The 16,988-nt window shown below is 68.9% G+C and carries 15 protein-coding genes and 3 tRNA genes; 4 read left to right on the forward strand and 14 right to left on the reverse strand.

Translation table 11 applies throughout. From position 1 onward, the window contains the following. Window positions 1-4: 4 nt before the first annotated feature. The 6 genes from EL266_RS14115 to EL266_RS12945 form a co-directional block, all read right to left on the reverse strand. Window positions 5-1,045 (reverse strand): MarR family transcriptional regulator, encoded by a 1,041-nt coding sequence (locus EL266_RS14115; protein ID WP_428829239.1) that lies wholly within the window; start codon window positions 1,043-1,045, stop codon window positions 5-7. Window positions 1,046-1,322: 277 nt separating this feature from the next. Beyond that, window positions 1,323-2,135 (reverse strand): hotdog family protein, encoded by an 813-nt coding sequence (locus EL266_RS12925; RefSeq protein ID WP_126412394.1) that lies wholly within the window; start codon window positions 2,133-2,135, stop codon window positions 1,323-1,325. 74 nt (window positions 2,136-2,209) lie between these two features. Then, complete coding sequence (gene rpmG / locus EL266_RS12930; RefSeq protein WP_026426483.1) at window positions 2,210-2,380, reverse strand: 50S ribosomal protein L33; 171 nt, start codon at window positions 2,378-2,380, stop codon at window positions 2,210-2,212. Between the two features lie 60 nt (window positions 2,381-2,440). Beyond that, window positions 2,441-2,514 (reverse strand) — tRNA-Met (locus EL266_RS12935). Between the two features lie 41 nt (window positions 2,515-2,555). Beyond that, window positions 2,556-2,628, reverse strand: a tRNA-Thr gene (locus tag EL266_RS12940). A 123-nt stretch (window positions 2,629-2,751) separates the two neighbouring features. Next, window positions 2,752-2,836 (reverse strand) — tRNA-Tyr (locus EL266_RS12945). A 214-nt stretch (window positions 2,837-3,050) separates the two neighbouring features. Between EL266_RS12945 and EL266_RS12950 the strand changes: the two genes are divergently transcribed. Continuing rightward, window positions 3,051-3,548, forward strand: a complete 498-nt coding sequence (locus tag EL266_RS12950) for a YajQ family cyclic di-GMP-binding protein (protein WP_026426482.1) — start codon at window positions 3,051-3,053, stop codon at window positions 3,546-3,548. A gap of 151 nt (window positions 3,549-3,699) precedes the next feature. After that, window positions 3,700-4,281: an NAD(P)H-dependent oxidoreductase gene (locus tag EL266_RS12955; RefSeq protein ID WP_034514718.1), complete on the forward strand. Its 582-nt coding sequence runs from the start codon at window positions 3,700-3,702 to the stop codon at window positions 4,279-4,281. A gap of 424 nt (window positions 4,282-4,705) precedes the next feature. Here EL266_RS12955 and EL266_RS12960 read toward each other — a convergent pair whose 3' ends face one another. From EL266_RS12960 to EL266_RS12985, 6 genes are all read right to left on the reverse strand, one after another. Continuing rightward, window positions 4,706-5,740: an aminoglycoside phosphotransferase family protein gene (locus EL266_RS12960; RefSeq protein ID WP_232012045.1), complete on the reverse strand. Its 1,035-nt coding sequence runs from the start codon at window positions 5,738-5,740 to the stop codon at window positions 4,706-4,708. Window positions 5,741-5,857: 117 nt separating this feature from the next. Next, entirely contained in the window at window positions 5,858-6,727 is an 870-nt protein-coding gene (htpX, locus tag EL266_RS12965) for a zinc metalloprotease HtpX (RefSeq protein ID WP_026426480.1), read from the reverse strand. 243 nt (window positions 6,728-6,970) lie between these two features. Continuing rightward, window positions 6,971-8,563: an alpha/beta hydrolase gene (locus tag EL266_RS12970; protein WP_232012046.1), complete on the reverse strand. Its 1,593-nt coding sequence runs from the start codon at window positions 8,561-8,563 to the stop codon at window positions 6,971-6,973. Window positions 8,564-8,852: 289 nt separating this feature from the next. Next, window positions 8,853-10,115 (reverse strand): TrpB-like pyridoxal phosphate-dependent enzyme, encoded by a 1,263-nt coding sequence (locus EL266_RS12975; RefSeq protein ID WP_051280990.1) that lies wholly within the window; start codon window positions 10,113-10,115, stop codon window positions 8,853-8,855. 33 nt (window positions 10,116-10,148) lie between these two features. Next, window positions 10,149-11,264, reverse strand: coding sequence for an alanine dehydrogenase (gene ald / locus EL266_RS12980; RefSeq protein ID WP_026426478.1), 1,116 nt, complete (start codon window positions 11,262-11,264; stop codon window positions 10,149-10,151). A gap of 121 nt (window positions 11,265-11,385) precedes the next feature. Then, a complete protein-coding gene (locus tag EL266_RS12985; protein WP_026426477.1) occupies window positions 11,386-12,873 on the reverse strand; it encodes an FAD-dependent oxidoreductase in 1,488 nt (495 codons plus the stop codon). Between the two features lie 238 nt (window positions 12,874-13,111). Here EL266_RS12985 and EL266_RS12990 point away from each other — a divergent pair, with 238 nt between their 5' ends. Together EL266_RS12990 and EL266_RS12995 are read left to right on the forward strand one after the other, a co-directional pair. After that, window positions 13,112-13,375, forward strand: coding sequence for a hypothetical protein (locus EL266_RS12990; RefSeq protein ID WP_026426476.1), 264 nt, complete (start codon window positions 13,112-13,114; stop codon window positions 13,373-13,375). Between the two features lie 4 nt (window positions 13,376-13,379). Further along, window positions 13,380-13,643, forward strand: coding sequence for a hypothetical protein (locus tag EL266_RS12995; protein ID WP_026426475.1), 264 nt, complete (start codon window positions 13,380-13,382; stop codon window positions 13,641-13,643). A gap of 68 nt (window positions 13,644-13,711) precedes the next feature. Here EL266_RS12995 and EL266_RS13000 read toward each other — a convergent pair whose 3' ends face one another. Both EL266_RS13000 and EL266_RS13005 read right to left on the reverse strand, forming a co-directional pair. Next, a complete protein-coding gene (locus EL266_RS13000) occupies window positions 13,712-16,165 on the reverse strand; it encodes an ABC transporter permease (protein ID WP_026426474.1) in 2,454 nt (817 codons plus the stop codon). Further along, window positions 16,162-16,905 carry an ABC transporter ATP-binding protein gene (locus EL266_RS13005; RefSeq protein ID WP_084500529.1) on the reverse strand — a complete coding sequence of 248 codons (744 nt, stop codon included), beginning with the start codon at window positions 16,903-16,905 and terminating at the stop codon, window positions 16,162-16,164. The genes EL266_RS13000 and EL266_RS13005 overlap by 4 nt, the downstream gene beginning before the upstream one ends. Between the last annotated feature and the right edge of the window lie 83 nt (window positions 16,906-16,988).

Raw genomic sequence — 16,988 nt, forward strand, 5'->3', positions numbered from 1 at the left:
GCCGTCAGGCCGACAGCGTCTGGGGCGGGACCGACACGGGCGCGGCCTGCACCGTGGGCGCCTCGGAGATCACCTTCATGAGCTCGGAGAGCAGTTCCAACTGGTCGCGGCTGAGGCGGTCGACCACATGGCGGCGCACTCCGTCAAGGTGAACCGGAGCCGCATTGCGCAGGAAGGCCAGGCCCTCCTCGGTCAACTCGCAGTTGACACCGCGCTTATCCGAGGAGCAGGAGACACGCACGACGTAGCCCTCCCTCTCCAGGCGCCCCACCGTGTGGGTCAGCCGGGAGCGGGAGTGGGAGACGCGCTCGGCCAGCGTGGACATGCGCATGGAGTGCTTGGGGGCCTCGGAGAGGCGGACGAGGATCTCGTACTCGTGCATGGAGATGCCGCAGCCGGCCTCGAGCTCATGGTTGAGTCGAGCGGTCACCGAGGTTGAGGCCGCCAGGAAGGACCGCCAGGAGTCCATCTCCAGGTCGTCGAGCCGGCGGTGGCGAGAAGCGACCTGCCCGCGGGTCTCAGCAGGCTCAGCGGCCTGCTGGCCGCAGGTCTTGGCGGGCTCGGCAGGCTCCTGGCCACAGGTCTCGGCGGGCTCGGCAGCCTCTTGCCCGCAGGTCTTGGCGGGCTCAGCGGGCTGCTGCCCGCAGGTCTCGGCGGGCTCAGCGGGCTGCTGCCCGCAGGTCTTGGCAGGCTCGGCGGCCTCCTGGCCGCAGGTCTCGGCGGGCTCAGCGGGCTGCTGGCCGCAGGTCTCGGCGGGCTCGACGGCCTCCTGGCCGCAGGTCTCGGCGGGCTCGACGGCCTCCTGGCCGCAGGTCTCGGCGGGCTCAGCCGGCTGCTGCCCGCAGGTCTTGGCAGGCTCGACAACCTCCTGGCCGCAGGTCTCAGCGGGCTCAGCAGCCTGCTGCCCACAGGTCTCGGCGGGCTCGACGGGTTCCTGCCCACAGGTCTTGGCAGGCTCGACAACCTCCTGGCCACACGAGGTCACCACGACCTCATCCTGGCCGCAGGTGGTGGGCTCAGCAGTCCGAATGTCGGTGGTGGACACCGTGTCGGCTCCTCTCGCTCCCGGTAGTCAGGAGGTCGCGTCGGGCTTGATTCATGCATGAACTATCCGTATGCATCATTTATAACATCCAGTAGGTCGATAGTCCTGTTTTTCGTCGAAAACTGCAAGTGCGGTGAACCACGATCATGCCCAAAGATGTGACACGTGGAGCATCACAGATCAGTAACGGTCACATGTTACCCCACAGTGAAGGTCGCTTGGCAATATTCGAGGAGCTCAGATACCCGTGAACTCCACGGGGAGTTGTCCCCGTGTCTCAACGCCGTTCGAGTACCGAGGTGCCCCTCATCAGCATCGTGCCGCTGAGACGCTCCACCGTGAGGCTCGACCCCCGCTCGTCGCGCTGAAACCCGGCCGGGATCGTCGCGGGCGCGGGAAAGCGGAAAAGCCCTCCCCCCTGGCCCCCGCCGGTGACGGCAAAGCTGAGCGCTCCGAGCATGAGCCCATGGGCGACCACGTCCTCAGGCCCCGCATCCAGGCCCGCAGCCCTCGGCGCTCCAGGCCGCAGGTGGATCTCATTGCCGTCACCGCTGCCCCGAGCCCATGCGGCGATCTGCGAAGCAGTCACGCGCAGTACCAGGTCCGAGGCCGGCCCCACTGCCCTCGCTGCGGCGTCGGAGAGCTCTGCGGGCTCAGCAAGCTCTGCGGGCTCAGCGGGCCGCAGGCTCCTGCCGGTGCGCTGCGCCAGGTCATGCGTGACCAGCCAGTCGCGCCCCTGCGCCGCAACCCGGCACCTGGCCCGCAGCAGGTCCCACCCAGCCCGCCTCCGCCTGTCGATCACTGGCGACGTCGATGCGCTCCCGGCGCCCGCCGTCGTCTCAGCAGGCCTCCACTCACAGCGCCGGTGGATCATGCCGTTCCACGGTCCCAGCGCGCCTTCGCGCAGGTCCCGCAGTGTCAGCACAGCGGGAAGGACCGCCACGGCGCCCATTCGTGCGGCGCGGAAGGCCCCCTCGCCCAAGGGCGCGGCGAGCGCCGGGACTAGAGCCTCGGCAAGCCCTGCGATGAGCCGCTCCTCCGCCTCGCGCCCCCCTGCCTGCTCACCGCCCACGGGGCGTCCAGGATTCATGGCCCGATTCTAGTCGGGCACGACGAAGCCCCGCCGATCACGGATCAGCGGGGCCTGGGCGATGTACCGGCGCCTCAGCGGGTCTCGCGGTGCTCCGTGTGCTTGCCGCAGCGGGAGCAGAACTTGGAGATGGCCAGGCGGTCGGGGGTGTTGCGACGGTTCTTCTTGGTGATGTAGTTGCGCTCCTTGCACTCCGAGCAGGCCAGAGTGATCTTGGGGCGAACGTCGGCGGACTTGCTGGCCACGTTGTACTCCTCGTTTCGATCCTCGAGCATGCGACGGAAGCGCGGTACTCGAACCTTGCGTAGCGGGGGAGGGACTCGAACCCTCGACCTCACGATTATGAGTCGTGCGCTCTAACCAGCTGAGCTACCTCGCCATATGACCACAATGGGGGCCATCGGCCCCCGCTATGCTCAGAGCCCCGAAAGGGAATCGAACCCTTGACCTTCTCCTTACCATGGAGACGCTCTGCCTACTGAGCTATCGGGGCAACGAGCGGAATCCTAGGCAGATCTGGATCGCGGAAGCAATCCGGACCCCCGTGGGCTCCCTCTCACTGCGGGCCTCCGCCCTGGGGCGGATCTGACGGCAACGGAGATGATCCGTGCTGTCATGGTGGCGGGTGAGGGATTCGAACCCCCGTAGCATTTCGCGGCTGATTTACAGTCAGCTCCCATTGGCCGCTCGGGCAACCCGCCGTCGCTCCTCACTCCGGCCGCTGGGGCCATCGCTTGGCGCCGTGGAAGAATAGCAAGCCCGTGGCAGGGGCGCCAATCCGCGCTCGTAGGACTCTCCTCACAGCCTGCGGATCCATGGCAGGATCGGGCCGTATCCGGCAACAGCGGCCCGAGCGCCCCGCTCCCGGGCCACCGGGCCACCGGGTCACCGGGCCACCGAAGAGAAAGGCAGACCATGGCATCCGAGTCCTCCTTCGACGTCGTCTCCAAGCTCGACCGACAGGAGGTCGACAACGCCGTCAACCAGTGCGCCAAGGAGATCGCCCAGCGCTACGACTTCCGGGGCGTTGACGCCTCGGTGTCCCTGGCGGGCGACACGATCACCATGGAGGCCAACACCGCCGAGCGCGTCCTGGCGATCCTCGATGTCCTGGAGTCCAAGCTGTTCCGCCGCGGCGTCTCCCTGAAGGCCCTGGACCTGGGCGACAAGGAGCCCCGCCCCCAGGGCAAGCTCTACCGCCTGGTCTGCCCACTGAAGGAGGGACTGAGCCAGGAGGTCGCCAAGCAGATCACCAAGGCGATCCGCGACGAGGGCCCCAAGGGCGTCAAGGCCACCATCCAGGGCGACGAGGTGCGCGTGTCCTCCAAGTCCCGCGACGACCTCCAGTCCGTCATCGCCCTGCTCAAGGAGCTCGAGGTCGAGGCCGCGCTCCAGTTCGTCAACTACCGGTAGGGCCGGACACCATCGCGGGTCGGAAGGCATCGCCTGCCTGGCCCGGAGGAGCCCTCAGGCCTGGCGTGACCCCCGACGCCCCACCCGGCACGGGCCGACGCGCAGATGCATGCTGGTCACGGACCTGCGCATCCTGCGTAGACTCCCAGTCATGCGCGCCCTCGTTGTCTCCGGTCACCCTCACCTCGAGGGCTCCAACGCCAACGCCGCCATCCTGGACGAGTTGAGGGCCGTGCTGCCAGGCACCACGATCCATCGTCTTGATACCGCTCCGACCAGCCCCGAAGGCCGTACCCGCTTCAACGTCCCCGCCGAGCAGGCCCTGCTCGATGAGGCCGATGCCGTCGTCCTGGCCACGCCCCTGTACTGGTACTCGTGGAGTGGGCTGATGAAGCAGTGGGTCGAGGAGGTGTGGGCTGATGGGTGGGCCTTCCGCTCGGGCAGCGCGGCCGGCTGTGCGCTCGACGGCAAGCCCGCGGTGCTGTCCCTTACCGTCGGCGAGACTCAGGCCTTCTACACCCCAGCGGGCAGCGAGCCCCATAGCGTCGAAGAGTATCTCTGCCCGGTCTACCGCACGCTCGAAGGCGTCGGCCTGAGGCTGCTCGATACCGTCATCAGTTACGGAGCCTCCCTCCTGCCGCCTGCGGGCACTGCTGAGCGCACCGCCTACGACCGTGCCCTGAGGGACAGCGCTCGCCGGATCGCCACCCTCGTCACCGGTGTCGCCTCGTAGCGTCCCCACCAGACGACGCCCGGCTGCAATGCCGGCCCCGAGCGCACTGCTGTCTTCCCTTTCTCACCATGGTCGCGGGCCTCAGGTGCGCCGCCGGGCGGGGTGGCTCGTCTGACGGGGCCGGACTTGCACATTCATTCATGGACTGCGGTGGGGTGAGTTCATTGGAATCCGCATGATTCTGCGGTTTCTTCCCCTGAGCCTCCGGTGCGGATCCAGGATGAATGTGCATGAGCGTCGCTCATGCACATTCATCTTTGTCGCCACAGGTGCCTGCACGGACAGAACGTTGGAATTCCAACGATTCTCATCGCAGCCGTGCAAGATGAATGTGCAGCGCGAACCCTCACCACGATCCGGCCAGGCACAGGCGGCGGGCGCCGACGCCTCGGCCCCCGGCTGCCGGCCCGGCGACTGCGGCGCGCTACGGGGCACAGCTGCTCACCACTCGGGCCAGGCCCGCGGCGAGCTCATCGGCCCACCGGGCGTAGCGGCGCCCCTCCTCCTCGGTGGCCCGGCTCAGGCAGTACAGGAGGTTGTCCAGACGGTCCAGCAGCTCCCAGGCCTCACGACGACGTGCCAGCCGCCCAGCGTCCTCGGGCATGGCGCCGAGCGTGGCACTGAGGCGGGCATAGTCCTCGACCAGTGCGCGGACCTGCTCGCCGTCGATGGGCGCGTACCAGGGGCCGCCCGTGATGGCTCCGCCGACCAGTGCCAGGTCCTTGGCCCGGTCCCCCGGTCCTGACCACTCCAGGTCGATCAGGCGCAGGCGCCCATCCGGGCCCAGGACCAGGTTGGGCAGCACGACGTCCCCGTGAATGAGACGGTGAGCGCGCTGACCCTCGAAGGCCTCGTCGCAGGCGGCCAGGGCCCGGCGCCAGGGCTCCAGGAGCGGGCGCGCACGCGGGTCGGCCAGGGTGCCGGGATGGCTCTCGCCCCACCAGGACAGCAGGGCCTCCGCCTCATGGGTGGCCGTGGGCAGTGGTCCTTGGGGCGGGGCGTCCTCGTCCACGGCCCGGTGGAAGCGGGCGATCAGCTCGGCAAGGGCGGGGACGAGGCCGGGATACCAGTCGCCGCGGCTCAGGGGCCTGCCGGGAACATAGGTGGTCACGATGTAGGGGCTTGCCAGGGGGTTGTCGGCGCTGGGCTCCATCGCGACGGCGCTGGAGCCCAGGTCGGCGGGGACGCGCTGCAAGGCCGCGTACTCCTCGGCCATGGGCCGGGGCATCTGCGCCGCTGGGCGCCGGGGCAGGCGCAGGACATGCGCGCCCGCTCCCTGGTCGGCCGGCCGCAGGAGCCAAGCCGTGTAGCTCTCCCCCGCTCCCAGGCGGCTCGCCGTGATGGCGGGCGCCGGCGCACCCGTGAGTGAGCCCTGGCGGGCCATGTCCTCCAGCACGACGGCGAGACCGGGGTCATCCGCGTCTCTCCGGAGCCCCGGGGCCTCGTCGGATGCTGTCACCGGCTCTCCCCTCTGAGGATTCACGATCATTCCGCCTCACGGTCCCTGCGCGATCCACGGAGCATCAGCGGCCGCCTCGGGGCCCGGAAGCCCTGGATCGGGGTACTCGGCCGAGGCTCAGTAGCCCGCCATCTCCTCCAGGCGCCGGATGCGCTGGGCCATGGGCGGGTGCGTGGCGAACAGGCTTCCGAGCTTGCCGAAGGGATTGGCGATCATCATCGAGGAGACGGGCTCCAGGCGCGGATCACGGTCCATGGGCACCGAGGAGACCCCGGACTCCAGCTTGCTCAGGGCGCTGGCCAGGGCCAGGGGGTCGTTGGTCAGAACCGCGCCGTCGTGGTCGGCGTCGTACTCGCGAGTGCGCGAGACCGCGAAGCGGGTCAGTGTGGCGGCCAGTGGCGCCAGGATCGCCATGAGCAGGACTACCAGGGCGCCGGCGCCGCCGCGGTCGCGGTCCCGGCCTCCGCCGAACCACAGCGCCATGGTGCCCAGCGAGGAGATCACTCCGGCGATGCCCGCGGCCATGGATCCGGTGAGGATGTCGCGGTTGTAGACGTGGGAGAGCTCGTGGCCCAGGACGCCGCGCAGCTCGCGCTCATTGAGCAGCTGGAGGATGCCCTGGGTGCAGCACACGGCCGCGTTCTGCGGGTTGCGACCGGTGGCGAAGGCATTGGGGCTCATCGACGGCGCGACGTAGAGGCGCGGCATGGGCTGGCCCGCCGTCGTCGAGAGCTCGCGGACGATGGCATACATGGCCGGGTACTGAGCCTCGGTGACCTCGATGGCCCCCATCGAGCGCACGGCGAGCTTGTCGGAGTTCCAGTAGGTGTAGGCGGTCTGGGCCACGCCGATGAGCGGCATGATGAACAGCCAGATGGAGGAGCCGGTGCCCTGGGCCAGCAGCCAGCCCACCAGGAGCAGGAGGCTCCACAGCCCGCCCATAAGAACGGCGGTCTTGAGGCCGTTGTGATGCGTCGTCCCAGTCATGAGGCTCATTCTATGGATATTCTCTGTGTGATCGCTGCGAGGAATGTCGTGACCGGCTATGGGCGTCGTCTCTGAGAGCCGACGGTGCGGGTCCCGCCGCATCATCTGCGGCGGGACCCGCACTGATCCCCATCCCATGGGATCTCACCGGGGGGCTCTCATCTCACTCCGCGCCATCCCTCTCAGTCGCGGAGCATCGATCGCGCGGACACCCGAGGGTGCCACTCGCCCCACCGCCGCGGCTCACTTCTGCGCGATCTCCGCCTCGCAGGTCAGGCCCTTCTCGGGGAGTTCCCCGCGCAGCAGGTAGGCGTCCACCGCCGAGGTGGCGCACTCACCGGTGCGGATGTAGGCGCCGTGACCGTTGCCCTTGACCGTCACCAGATGGCCGGACTCGAGCTGTGAGGCCAGGGACTCGGCCCACTGGTAAGGCGTGGCCGGGTCACCGGTGATGCCCAGGATGAGGATCGGCGCAGCCCCCGGGGCGCTCGCCTTAGCCGGCGTGCGCTCCGACTGGCGCCCCCAGCCCTTGCACAGGCCCGGGGTCAGGGCCTGCGCGCCACCGGCGGTGGGCGTCTCCTTGCGAAGCTCCGCGGCCTCCTTGTCCCACTGGGCCTCATCACCCTCGACCGGGTAGTCGAGGCAGTCCACGGCACTGATGGCCGGCTGATTGGCGAGCTTGCGGACCTCGGCCTCAGCCGCCGCCTTCGGGTCGGTCTCGTCGGAGGGCTTCTCGGCGAGGGCGGCGAGCTCGGTGCCCTTGCCGTCCTTGATGGCCTGCTTCAGCGCCGAGGTCAGCGACTCCCAGGTCCCGTCGTCGTACATGAGCTCGGTCATGGTCTGGCGGATGGTCTCGCCATTGACGGTCTTACCGTCCTGATCGGTGGGCAGTGGGGACTTCGTGGCCTTCTCGAACAGCGCCCTCAGCTGAGCCATGCCGGCCTCGACGTCGCCGTCCAGCGGGCAGTCCTTGCCGGACTGGCAGGTCTCGACGTAGGAGCGGAAGCTGTTCTCGATGGCGACGGACTGGTCCCGGCCCACCTGAGCGAGTCCGATCGAGGGGTCCTGGGCGGAGTCCAGGACCATGCGCCCCACGTTGGCGGGGAACAGCTCGGCATAGCGGGTTCCCAGGAAGGTGCCGTAGGAGGTGCCGAAGTAGTACAGGCGCTCATCGCCGGCCAGGGCGCGCAGCACATCGAGGTCGCGGGCCACCGAGTCGGTGTCCATGTGGTCGATGATCCCCGGGACGGGAGAGTTCTGCTCGCAGGTGGTCGCGGCCTCCCGACCGGCTTCCACCGACGCCTTGGCGGTGTCCTCCTGGGAGGCCTCGGCATCGTCCCCCACAGCGGCCTGCGCATCGCCACCGGCGGCGACCGCCTCGACGGCCTGGGAGATCTCCTCAGCGCTGAGGCAGGTCAGCGGGGTAGAGGCGCCCACTCCGCGGGGGTCGAATCCGATGATGTCGAAGTTCGCGCGCAGGTCCCCGGAGAAGGCCGCCTCCCCGCCCTCAACCAGCTCGATGCCCGAGCCACCGGGGCCACCGGGGTTGATCATGAGCGAGGCGATGGGCTTGCCCGAGCTGGCGGGGAGCTTCTTGAGCGCCAGATCGATGCTCTGACCCGAGGGGTCCTTGTAGTCCAGCGGCACCTTGACGGTGGCGCACTTGAAGGACTTGCCATCCTCGCAGTCCTTCCAATCGACCTTCTGGGTGTAGAAGGTCTCCAGCCCGGCGGGGACGGGCGCGGCTGATGCCGCCTCCACAGGGGTGGCCTGGGTGGAGTGCCCCGCCATCATCCCCGGGGTGCATGCGCTGAGCGCCAGGCATGCTGCAGCCACCGCCAGGGGCAGGCTGCGTCGGACAGTGTGTGGTGTTGTGCGTCGTGATCTCATGGGCACACCGTAGATCTGACGACTGATGTCAGTGATTCGCCCCGATGCCGATCCTGGTTCCGCAGGGCCCTCATCCAGCGGAAGGACCGCTCTCAGCCAGCAGGCGCACACCGGCAGCGCCCCAGGTCATCCTCCCCTTGCCGGGCGCCCCGCCCGCCCCGCCCGCCCCGCCGCGGGAGCCGCCGCCCCGCCGGCCACGGCGCTCACGGCTCGGCGGGGCAGCGGGGCGGTCCCCTCAGAGGTAGGCCTCGTAGGCGGGCAGATCGAGCACGCCGTTGCCGGACAGGCCGATGAGGATGGTCTCTCCCTGCCCGGCCTGGCGGGCGTGCTCCACGGCCGCGGCCACCGCGTGGGTGGACTCGGGGGCCGGGATGACCCCCTCGGATCGGGCGAAGATCAGGCCCGCGGCGAAGGCCTCGTCCTGGGGCACGGCGACGGCGTCCATCAGTCCCTGATCGACGGCGTGGGAGACCATCGGCGCCATGCCGTGGTAGCGCAGGCCCCCGGCGTGGATGGCCGGAGGCACGAAGTCCGCGCCGAGCGTGTACATCTTGAGCAGGGGCGTCATCCCCGCCACGTCCCCGTAGTCGTAGCGGTACTCCCCCTGGGTGATCGTCGGGCAGGCGGCCGGCTCGCAGGCCACGACGCGGCTGGAGGTGCCCTCGGTGAGGTTGCGGCCGATGAAGGGGAAGCCCAGTCCCGCCAGGTTCGAGCCTCCCCCGGCGCAGCCGAAGACGACGTCGGGCTGCTCCACCCCGGCCTGCACCAGCTGGGCGATGGCCTCCTGGCCGATCACGGTCTGGTGGAGCATGACGTGGTTGAGCACCGAGCCCAGGGCGTAGTGGACGTCCTGGTGGGCCACGGCGACCTCGACGGCCTCGGAGATGGCCATGCCCAGGCTTCCCGTGGTCTGCGGATCCTTGGCCAGGATCGCCCGGCCGGCCTCGGTCAGCTCGGAGGGCGAGGAGTGGCAGGTCGAGCCGTAGACCTCCATCTGGTAGCGGCGGTAGGGCTTGGCCTCATAGGAGGAGCGAACCTGCCAGACCTCGCAGGTCATGCCGAACAGCGAGCATGCCAGCGCCAGGGAGGCGCCCCACTGCCCCGCCCCCGTCTCGGTGGTCAGGCGGGTGGTGCCCTCCTGGGCGTTGTACCAGGCCTGTGCGATGGCGGTGTTGGGCTTGTGGGAGCCGGCGGGGCTCACGCCCTCGTACTTGTAGAAGATGCGCGCCTTGGTGCCCAGCGCCCGCTCAAGACGATCGGCGCGGATGAGCGGGGAGGGACGCCACTTGGCGTAGACCTCGCGCACCGGCTCGGGGATGGCGATGAAGCGCTCGGTGGACATCTCCTGGTCGATGAGCGCCCGGGGGAAGAGGGCCTCCAGGTCCTCGGCCCGCAGGGGCTCGCGGGTGGCCGGGTGCAGAGCCGGGGGCAGGGGCTCGGGGAAGTCCGCGGCCAGGTTGTACCAGTGCGTGGGCGAGAGCGATCCGATAGTGGTCATGTCATCCCTTTCCGTGTTCGTGGCGTCGGGCCCTCAGGCCAGCAGCTCGGCGACGTCGGCGGTCTCGATGCCCAGGGTCTGCCCCACTCCTGCGGTGTAGAGGGCGCCCTCGTGGGTGCTCACGCCGCGAGCCAGGTCCGGGCGGGCGGCGCAGGCGCCCCGCCAGCCCTCATCGGCCAGGGCCAGGGCGTAGGGCAGGGTGGCGTTGGTCAGCGCGTGGGTGGAGGTGTAGGGCACGGCGCCGGGCATGTTGGCCACGCAGTAGAAGGTGGTCCCCTCCACCTGGTAGGTGGGATCGGTGTGGGTGGTGGGCCGGGAGTCCTCGAAGCACCCGCCCTGGTCGATGGCGATGTCCACCAGCACTGAGCCGGGGCGCATGCTCGCCACCATCTGGCGAGTCACCAGGCGGGGGGCCTTGGCCCCGGGGACGAGGACGGCGCCGATGACCAGGTCGGCCTGGGCCACGGCCTGGGCGACGTCCAGGGCGGTGGAGTAGCGGGTGCGGATGGCACCGCCGGAGATCTCCTCGATGTGGCGCATGCGGGCGGCGGAGATGTCGAAGACGGTGACATCCGCCCCCATGCCGGCACTGACCTGGGCCGCGCACAGCCCGGCGGTGCCCCCGCCCAGAACGACGACGGATCCGCGGCGCACCCCGGAGGACCCGCCCAGCAGCACGCCGGACCCGCCGTGGGGCTTGAGCAGGGCGTCAGCGCCCACCTGGGCGGACAGGCGCCCGGCGATCTCGCTCATGGGAGCCAGCAGGGGCAGCCCGCCGTCGTCGGTCTGGACGGTCTCATAGGCGATGGAGGTGATCCTGCGGGCCAGGAGCTCCTCGGTCAGGGGGCGGTCGGCGGCCAGGTGCAGGAAGGTGAACAGGAGCTGGCCGGGGCGCATGAGCTCGTACTCCGAGGCGATGGGCTCCTTGACCTTGAGGACCATCTCCGCCTGGTCCCACACGTCAGCCGCCCGGGGGACGACAGTGGCGCCGGCCTGGGCGTACTGCTCGTCGGTGATGGCCGAGCCGGTCCCGGCGCCGGCCTGGATGAGGATCTCGTGCCCGCGCTGGGCCAGGGCGTGGACGCCGGCCGGGGTGATGGCCACGCGATACTCGTTGTCCTTGATCTCCGTGGGAACGCCAACTCGCATGGGGAGCCTTTCATTCGGGAATGTGCGACGGAGCACGATAGTACGCGCTCAGCACTGAGAGGGCCGGATGGTCGAGGGCGAGAGGTCTCGTCCTCGACCATCCGGCCCCGATGTGTGCCGCTCAGGCCTGGAGGCGGTGGGCGACGCGATCGGGGACGCGATCGGCCTCGGGGTCTCCGATGAGATCCTCGGGGACCTGGGTGGATCGCGAGATCGCGGTCATGGCCTCGCGGGAGACCACCTTGACGCGCTCGCGCCCCTTGGCCTGCCCGGTGGAGACGGTGACCTCGCCGTAGGACTCGCCGAGCTCGCGCTCGTAGGCGTCCAGGAGCTCCCAGCCCTGCCAGGTGGTGAAGGGGACCCCGCGCTGGTTGAGCATGACCATGACGGCTTCGTGCCCCACCTGGGCCTGGTCCTCGGCGGTGGCGCGCAGCAGCCCGGCCTCGGCGTCGGCCACGAGGTTGGTGATGGTCTCCTGGGCGTCGGACTTGGTCGAGCCGATCAGCCCGATGGGCCCACGGCGGATCCACCCGGTGGCGTAGACGCCGGTCAGCGGCTTGCCATCCTCGCCGAGCACTCGGCCACCCTCATTGGGCAGGACGCGGCGCTCGTGGTCGAAGGGCAGGCCCTCGATGGGGCTGGAGGCGTAGCCGACGGCGCGGTAGACGGCCTGGACGGGCCAGTCGCGGTACTCCCCCGTGCCGGTGACGTTGCCGTCGCCGGTCAGGCGGGTGCGCTCGGTGCGCAGCCCCACCACATGGCCCTCCTCATTGGTGAGCACCTCGTGGGGCGCGGAGAAGAGGTGGATGTGGATGCGCTGGGAGGCGGTGAGGTCCTCGGGCTCCTGCATGGCGTAGCCCTCGAGGGCCTTGACCACCTGGCGCTGCTGGTTGGAGGCGGCCAGGGCGGCCTGGGAGCCCTCGTCGTACTCGAAGTCCTCCTCGTCGACCAGCACGTCGACGTCGGGCTGCTTGCCCAGCTCCCGCAGCTCCAGGGGGGTGAACTTGACCTGGGCGGGGCCGCGGCGGCCGAAGACGTGGATGTCGGTGGCCGGGGAGGTGCGCAGGACCTCGGCGACGTTGGCCGGGATCTCGGTGGTCATGAGGTCCTCGGGGTGCTTGGCCAGCACCCGGGCGATGTCCAGCGCCACGTTGCCCACGCCGATGACGGCGATCTCCTTGGCCGTGAGCTCCCAGCTGCGGGGGTGGTCGGGGTGGCCGTCGTACCACGAGACGAAGTCGGCTCCGCCGTGGCACTCGGGGGCGTCGATGCCGGGGATGTCCAGGGGCGCGTCGGTGTCGGCGCCGGTGGAGAAGATGAGCGCGTCGTAGTGCGTGCGCAGCTCGTCGACGGAGATGTCCCGGCCAACCTCCACGTTGCCGATGAGGCGGATGTCCCCGCGCTGGAGGATCTTGTAGAGGGCCACGATGATCTGCTTGATGCGCGGGTGATCGGGGGCCACGCCGTAGCGCACCAGCCCGTAGGGGGCGGGCAGGCGCTCGAACAGGTCGATACAGACCTCCATGCCCGACTTCGAGAGGATGTCCGAGGCGTAGATGCCTGCGGGACCGGCTCCGATGACGGCGACATTGAGAGGACGTGCGTTCACTGTTCGTTCCTGACGGGTCGGGGGTCGGTTCGGCCCTGGTCAGCGCACGGGCTGCGGGCCGGGACACAGTCTAAAGAGTCGGGCGCACCGCCCCCAGGCGAGATACGCCACGCCAGGCGCGATCCAGGCGCTCAGGCCGCGCGGTCCACCAGGAGGCGGGCCGTGCACTCCCTCCCGCACTCCATAGTTTCGTACTACACTTGGGGTCGTCTGACAGAAGCACGAGGAGTGGCCCGCCATGGATGAGACGGTGAGGGTCCATCCGCGCGTGAGTGTCAGACACCCAGGCATCACACCACAGGATGTGAAGACCGCCTTTCTCGGGGCACTGAGATCTCGTGCCCGGGACACCGACCCGGTGCAGTGGGTCGGGGTCGGACTGGATGGGCGCGGCCGACTACTGGAGTTCATCGCCGTTGAGCTGGATAGTCACGAATGGCTCGTCTTCCATGCGATGGTCGCCACGACCAAGGTGCTTCGCGAGATCGGAATGAGGAGGTAGCCCCATGAGCCGGTACACAGCGGCCAACGGGACCGAGTTCTCCGACGAGGACATCGAGCGGTGGGCCCGCCAGGCTGAATCTGAGCAGAGCTATGGAGGCTCCCACCTCGGCCGGGCAGTTCCGGGCCGGCCGATCAGTGTTGGGCACGAGGCAAGACCCTTCACTCTGCGGCTTGATGCGGCCCGCCGCGCCAAGCTCGACCACGCTGCGCAGCAGCAGCACACCACGCCCTCTCAGGTCCTGCGCGACCTTATCGACACGCTCTGACTTCGTCTCCGCCGAGCGTATGTATCCCGCGCGCTCAGGCGACGAGGCCCGCCTACCCGCGCACCCTCTCATTCGTCCGAGCCGAGCATCTCGGGCGCTGGCCTCCTGGTCACGAGTCGGGCGGAGCTCACCGCGGACACCCCGATGACCGCGAGACAGGCCAGGGCCGCACCGGCAGTGGTGCTCCCGGACCAGTGCATCCGCAGACTCGCCCCTTGGCTCTCCGCCGAGATCTGGGTCATCATCCACAGCAGCAGCACTCCGAACAGGCCGCCGACGACGACAGCCGGGGCAACGAGCAGTGCCGCCCTGGTCACGACCATCGAGACCAGGAACCGTCCCCGCGCGCCCACCGCTCGCACGATCCCGAACTCCTTGAGGCGCCTGGACGTATCGAGCGTGATGGCACTGCTGGCGATGAGCATGGCGACGAACAGACCGATCATGGCCAAGGACCGGTAGAGCTGCGTGCTGTCCTCGACAACCTTGGAGGCCTGGGCTGATTGATCGGGCCCCGAGGCCAGCACCGTGGTGTCCGCAAGCCCGAGGTCCCCCAGACGGCTGCGGATGGTGCTCGCGACATCCTGCCATGGCAGGCTGCAGCTGATCTCCAGGGCGCTGACGCCGTCTTGCGGCCACAGCCTGCGGCTGTCCTCGATGCTCATGGCCACCAGGCCCCCGGGCCAGAGGAAGGAGTGGACGACGGCGTCCACCGTCAGCCGCACAGTCGCCCCGTCGGGAGTGCGCAGTGTGACGACGTCGCCCACGGAGAGATCGTTCTGCTCAGCGAACTGCGTTGAGATGAATGCGCTGCCGGGGGCCAGCCGGCCTCCTGCCGCCTCTGCCTGCTGCACGACAGGCAGCTGGGAGCCCTCGCTCACTCCCTGGATCAGGACCCGTTTGCTCTTGTGGGTGATGTACCCCATCTGAATGGGACGCACATGGGTGACACCGTCAACCCCCTCCACGGACTCCACGGAGGATGCCGGCATGTTCCGGATCGTTGGCAGATCGTCAGGCGCGGCATCTTGGGCCAGGAGCTCGATGTCCCCCATCCCGGCCATCGTCGGCTCGATGGACCTCTGCAGATTCGTGGCCAGCCCGGATAGGGACACGAGCAGGACGAGGGCGCCACTGACGACCAGCGCGCCCGACTGCATCTGGGCCGCGACACGGCGATCAGCGCTGCGTGACACGAAGCCCGGGCGCGATCGCAGCACTAGACGATCGAAGCATCTCAGCAGGACGGCGATGAGAACGGATCCGAGCAGTACCCACCCGAGCATGAGAAGAAACAGGCCGAGCGTCCCCAGGTCTCGCGGGTGCCACCGCACCGCGAGAACGGCGAGGAGCACCGCGAGGGCCCCGCAGGTGGCCGCCAGCGGTGTGGTCCATCGACGCTGCCTCGCCTCACCTCGGTACTGATCCTCGGTGGACAGCGAGATGATCGGACGAACTCCTGACCTGGAGGCGATCACGCAGATCAGCAGGACGGCGCTGGACACGCCGATGTAGACCTGGGGCGAGAGCGGGATCTCAGGCATCGGTGCCGCGCTGTTCCTGAATGCCGCGGGGATGGATTCCATCAGCGCATCCGCGGCATGAGCCGCGGCGAGCAGTCCGACCGCAAGACCGAGGACCCCGTGCCCCAGCCCAGAGGCCACCGCCAGGCCCCGCAGACGGCCGGCGGAGGCGCCCAGAGCGCGCAGGAGCAGAAAGCTCTGGCGCTGGGAATCCGCGCTGGATCGAGTGATGGTGAAGATGAGGACCAGGCTGAGCAGAAAGGCCATGACGGCGACCAGCGGGAGGTTCTTCAGCACCGGATCGATGCCGGTGCGCAACAGTGCATCCGCGGCGGAGCGATCCTGCAGCAGCAGGCCCGGATGCGATTGGGCATACGCCTCCAGCTCTCGCAGGAGGTCAGGAGAATCGGCATCGACGAGGACCGCATTGGGGGCTCCGAGCTCGGCATGGCCAAGCCGGGCCAGCGTGGACGCGGAGACCACGGCATAGGTGGAGCGGTCGAATTCCGGATGTCCCTGGCTCGAGGGATCCGGGCCGATCGCGGCCTCCCAGGTCTTGGCCCCCACTCTCACCGTGATGGATTCGCCGACCTCTCCCCCGATGCTGGCGCGCAAGGTCGAGGAGAGCCACACCTGATCCCGTTCAGCCGGGGAGGCGTCCTGGGAGCGGTCATCCGGGATGACGAGCAGCACAGTCTTCTCACCATCCACCATGGCCTCGTGCTGAGCGAGCGGGAGCGCGCGCCCCTCCCCCGCGGTCTCGGCCAAGGACTCGATCTGCTCCCTTGTCATGGGGCCGCCGGTTTGGGTCAGGACGATCCTGTTGTGAGAGTGGAACAGTCCGTCGAGCTGATCCCTGATCCCTGATTCGAAGGCGTTGATGACGAGGAGCACACTGCAGCTCATGGCGGTGGTGGCCGCGATGCCCAGGATCGTCGTGGCGGAGCGGACCCATGATGTGCGGAACAGAGCCAGCACCAGTCGAATGAACTCCCTCATTCCCGCGCCCCCTCCGGGCAGACCCTCCCGTCGACGATGTCGATCACCCTATCCGCCGTAGTTGCCACCATCGGGTCGTGAGTGACAATGATGAGTGTCGCACCATTGACGGCGCGGGCTCGCTCCAGGACGGTCATCACCTCAGCCGCGGAATGCTCATCCAGGTTGCCGGTCGGCTCATCGGCGAGCAGCAGATTTGGCTCCATGATGAGTGAGCGCGCAATAGCCACCCTCTGCTGCTGCCCACCCGAGAGCTGCGACGGGCGGGCATCCGCCAGGTCTCCGATCCCCAGATCATTCAAGGTCTGGCGGGCGCGCGCCTCGATCGACCCCCGCTTCAGCCGCGAGGACAGCACCAGCGGCACGGCCACATTCTCCCAGGCACTCAATCTGCCCAGCAGATGAAAGGACTGGAACACGAAGCCGATGTTCTTCAATCGGAAGCGCGCTCTTCGCTCCTCACTCGCAGACTCCAGGGACTCCCCGCAGACATGGACGCGCCCCGACGTGGCCTGCTGCATGCCGCCGATAATGGACAGCAGAGTGCTCTTCCCGGATCCGCTGCGCCCGCGCACAGCGATGTACGCCCCCGAGTCAACACTGAGGCTCACGTCGCTGAGAATGGTCTTCTCCTGCGCTGAACCAACCTTCTTGCACACGTGCTCCAGGTCGATTATCCGCATTCCCGACTCCCCCATTTTCACCAGACGCATTGATCCCGGCACGTCAGAGAATATCATCGCGTGGAGCGGGAAATGCTGGAGTAGCGTCGAAGGACCTTGGCGGTGACGGAGCGACGGCACCGATTTGTCGGTGGCGGTGG

It is taken from the genome of Actinomyces slackii (genome assembly GCF_900637295.1).
Classification (GTDB): Bacteria; Actinomycetota; Actinomycetes; order Actinomycetales; family Actinomycetaceae; genus Actinomyces; species Actinomyces slackii.

Coding starts and splice junctions, on each gene's coding strand:
- EL266_RS12925 (WP_126412394.1), bottom strand. CDS start 2,135: ATGAATCCTGGACGCCCCGTGGGCGGTGAGCAGGCAGGGGGGCGCGAG.
- EL266_RS12950 (WP_026426482.1), top strand. CDS start 3,051: ATGGCATCCGAGTCCTCCTTCGACGTCGTCTCCAAGCTCGACCGACAG.
- EL266_RS12955 (WP_034514718.1), top strand. CDS start 3,700: ATGCGCGCCCTCGTTGTCTCCGGTCACCCTCACCTCGAGGGCTCCAAC.
- htpX (WP_026426480.1), bottom strand. CDS start 6,727: ATGACTGGGACGACGCATCACAACGGCCTCAAGACCGCCGTTCTTATG.
- EL266_RS12975 (WP_051280990.1), bottom strand. CDS start 10,115: ATGACCACTATCGGATCGCTCTCGCCCACGCACTGGTACAACCTGGCC.
- ald (WP_026426478.1), bottom strand. CDS start 11,264: ATGCGAGTTGGCGTTCCCACGGAGATCAAGGACAACGAGTATCGCGTG.
- EL266_RS12990 (WP_026426476.1), top strand. CDS start 13,112: ATGGATGAGACGGTGAGGGTCCATCCGCGCGTGAGTGTCAGACACCCA.
- EL266_RS12995 (WP_026426475.1), top strand. CDS start 13,380: ATGAGCCGGTACACAGCGGCCAACGGGACCGAGTTCTCCGACGAGGAC.
- EL266_RS13000 (WP_026426474.1), bottom strand. CDS start 16,165: ATGAGGGAGTTCATTCGACTGGTGCTGGCTCTGTTCCGCACATCATGG.
- EL266_RS13005 (WP_084500529.1), bottom strand. CDS start 16,905: ATGATATTCTCTGACGTGCCGGGATCAATGCGTCTGGTGAAAATGGGG.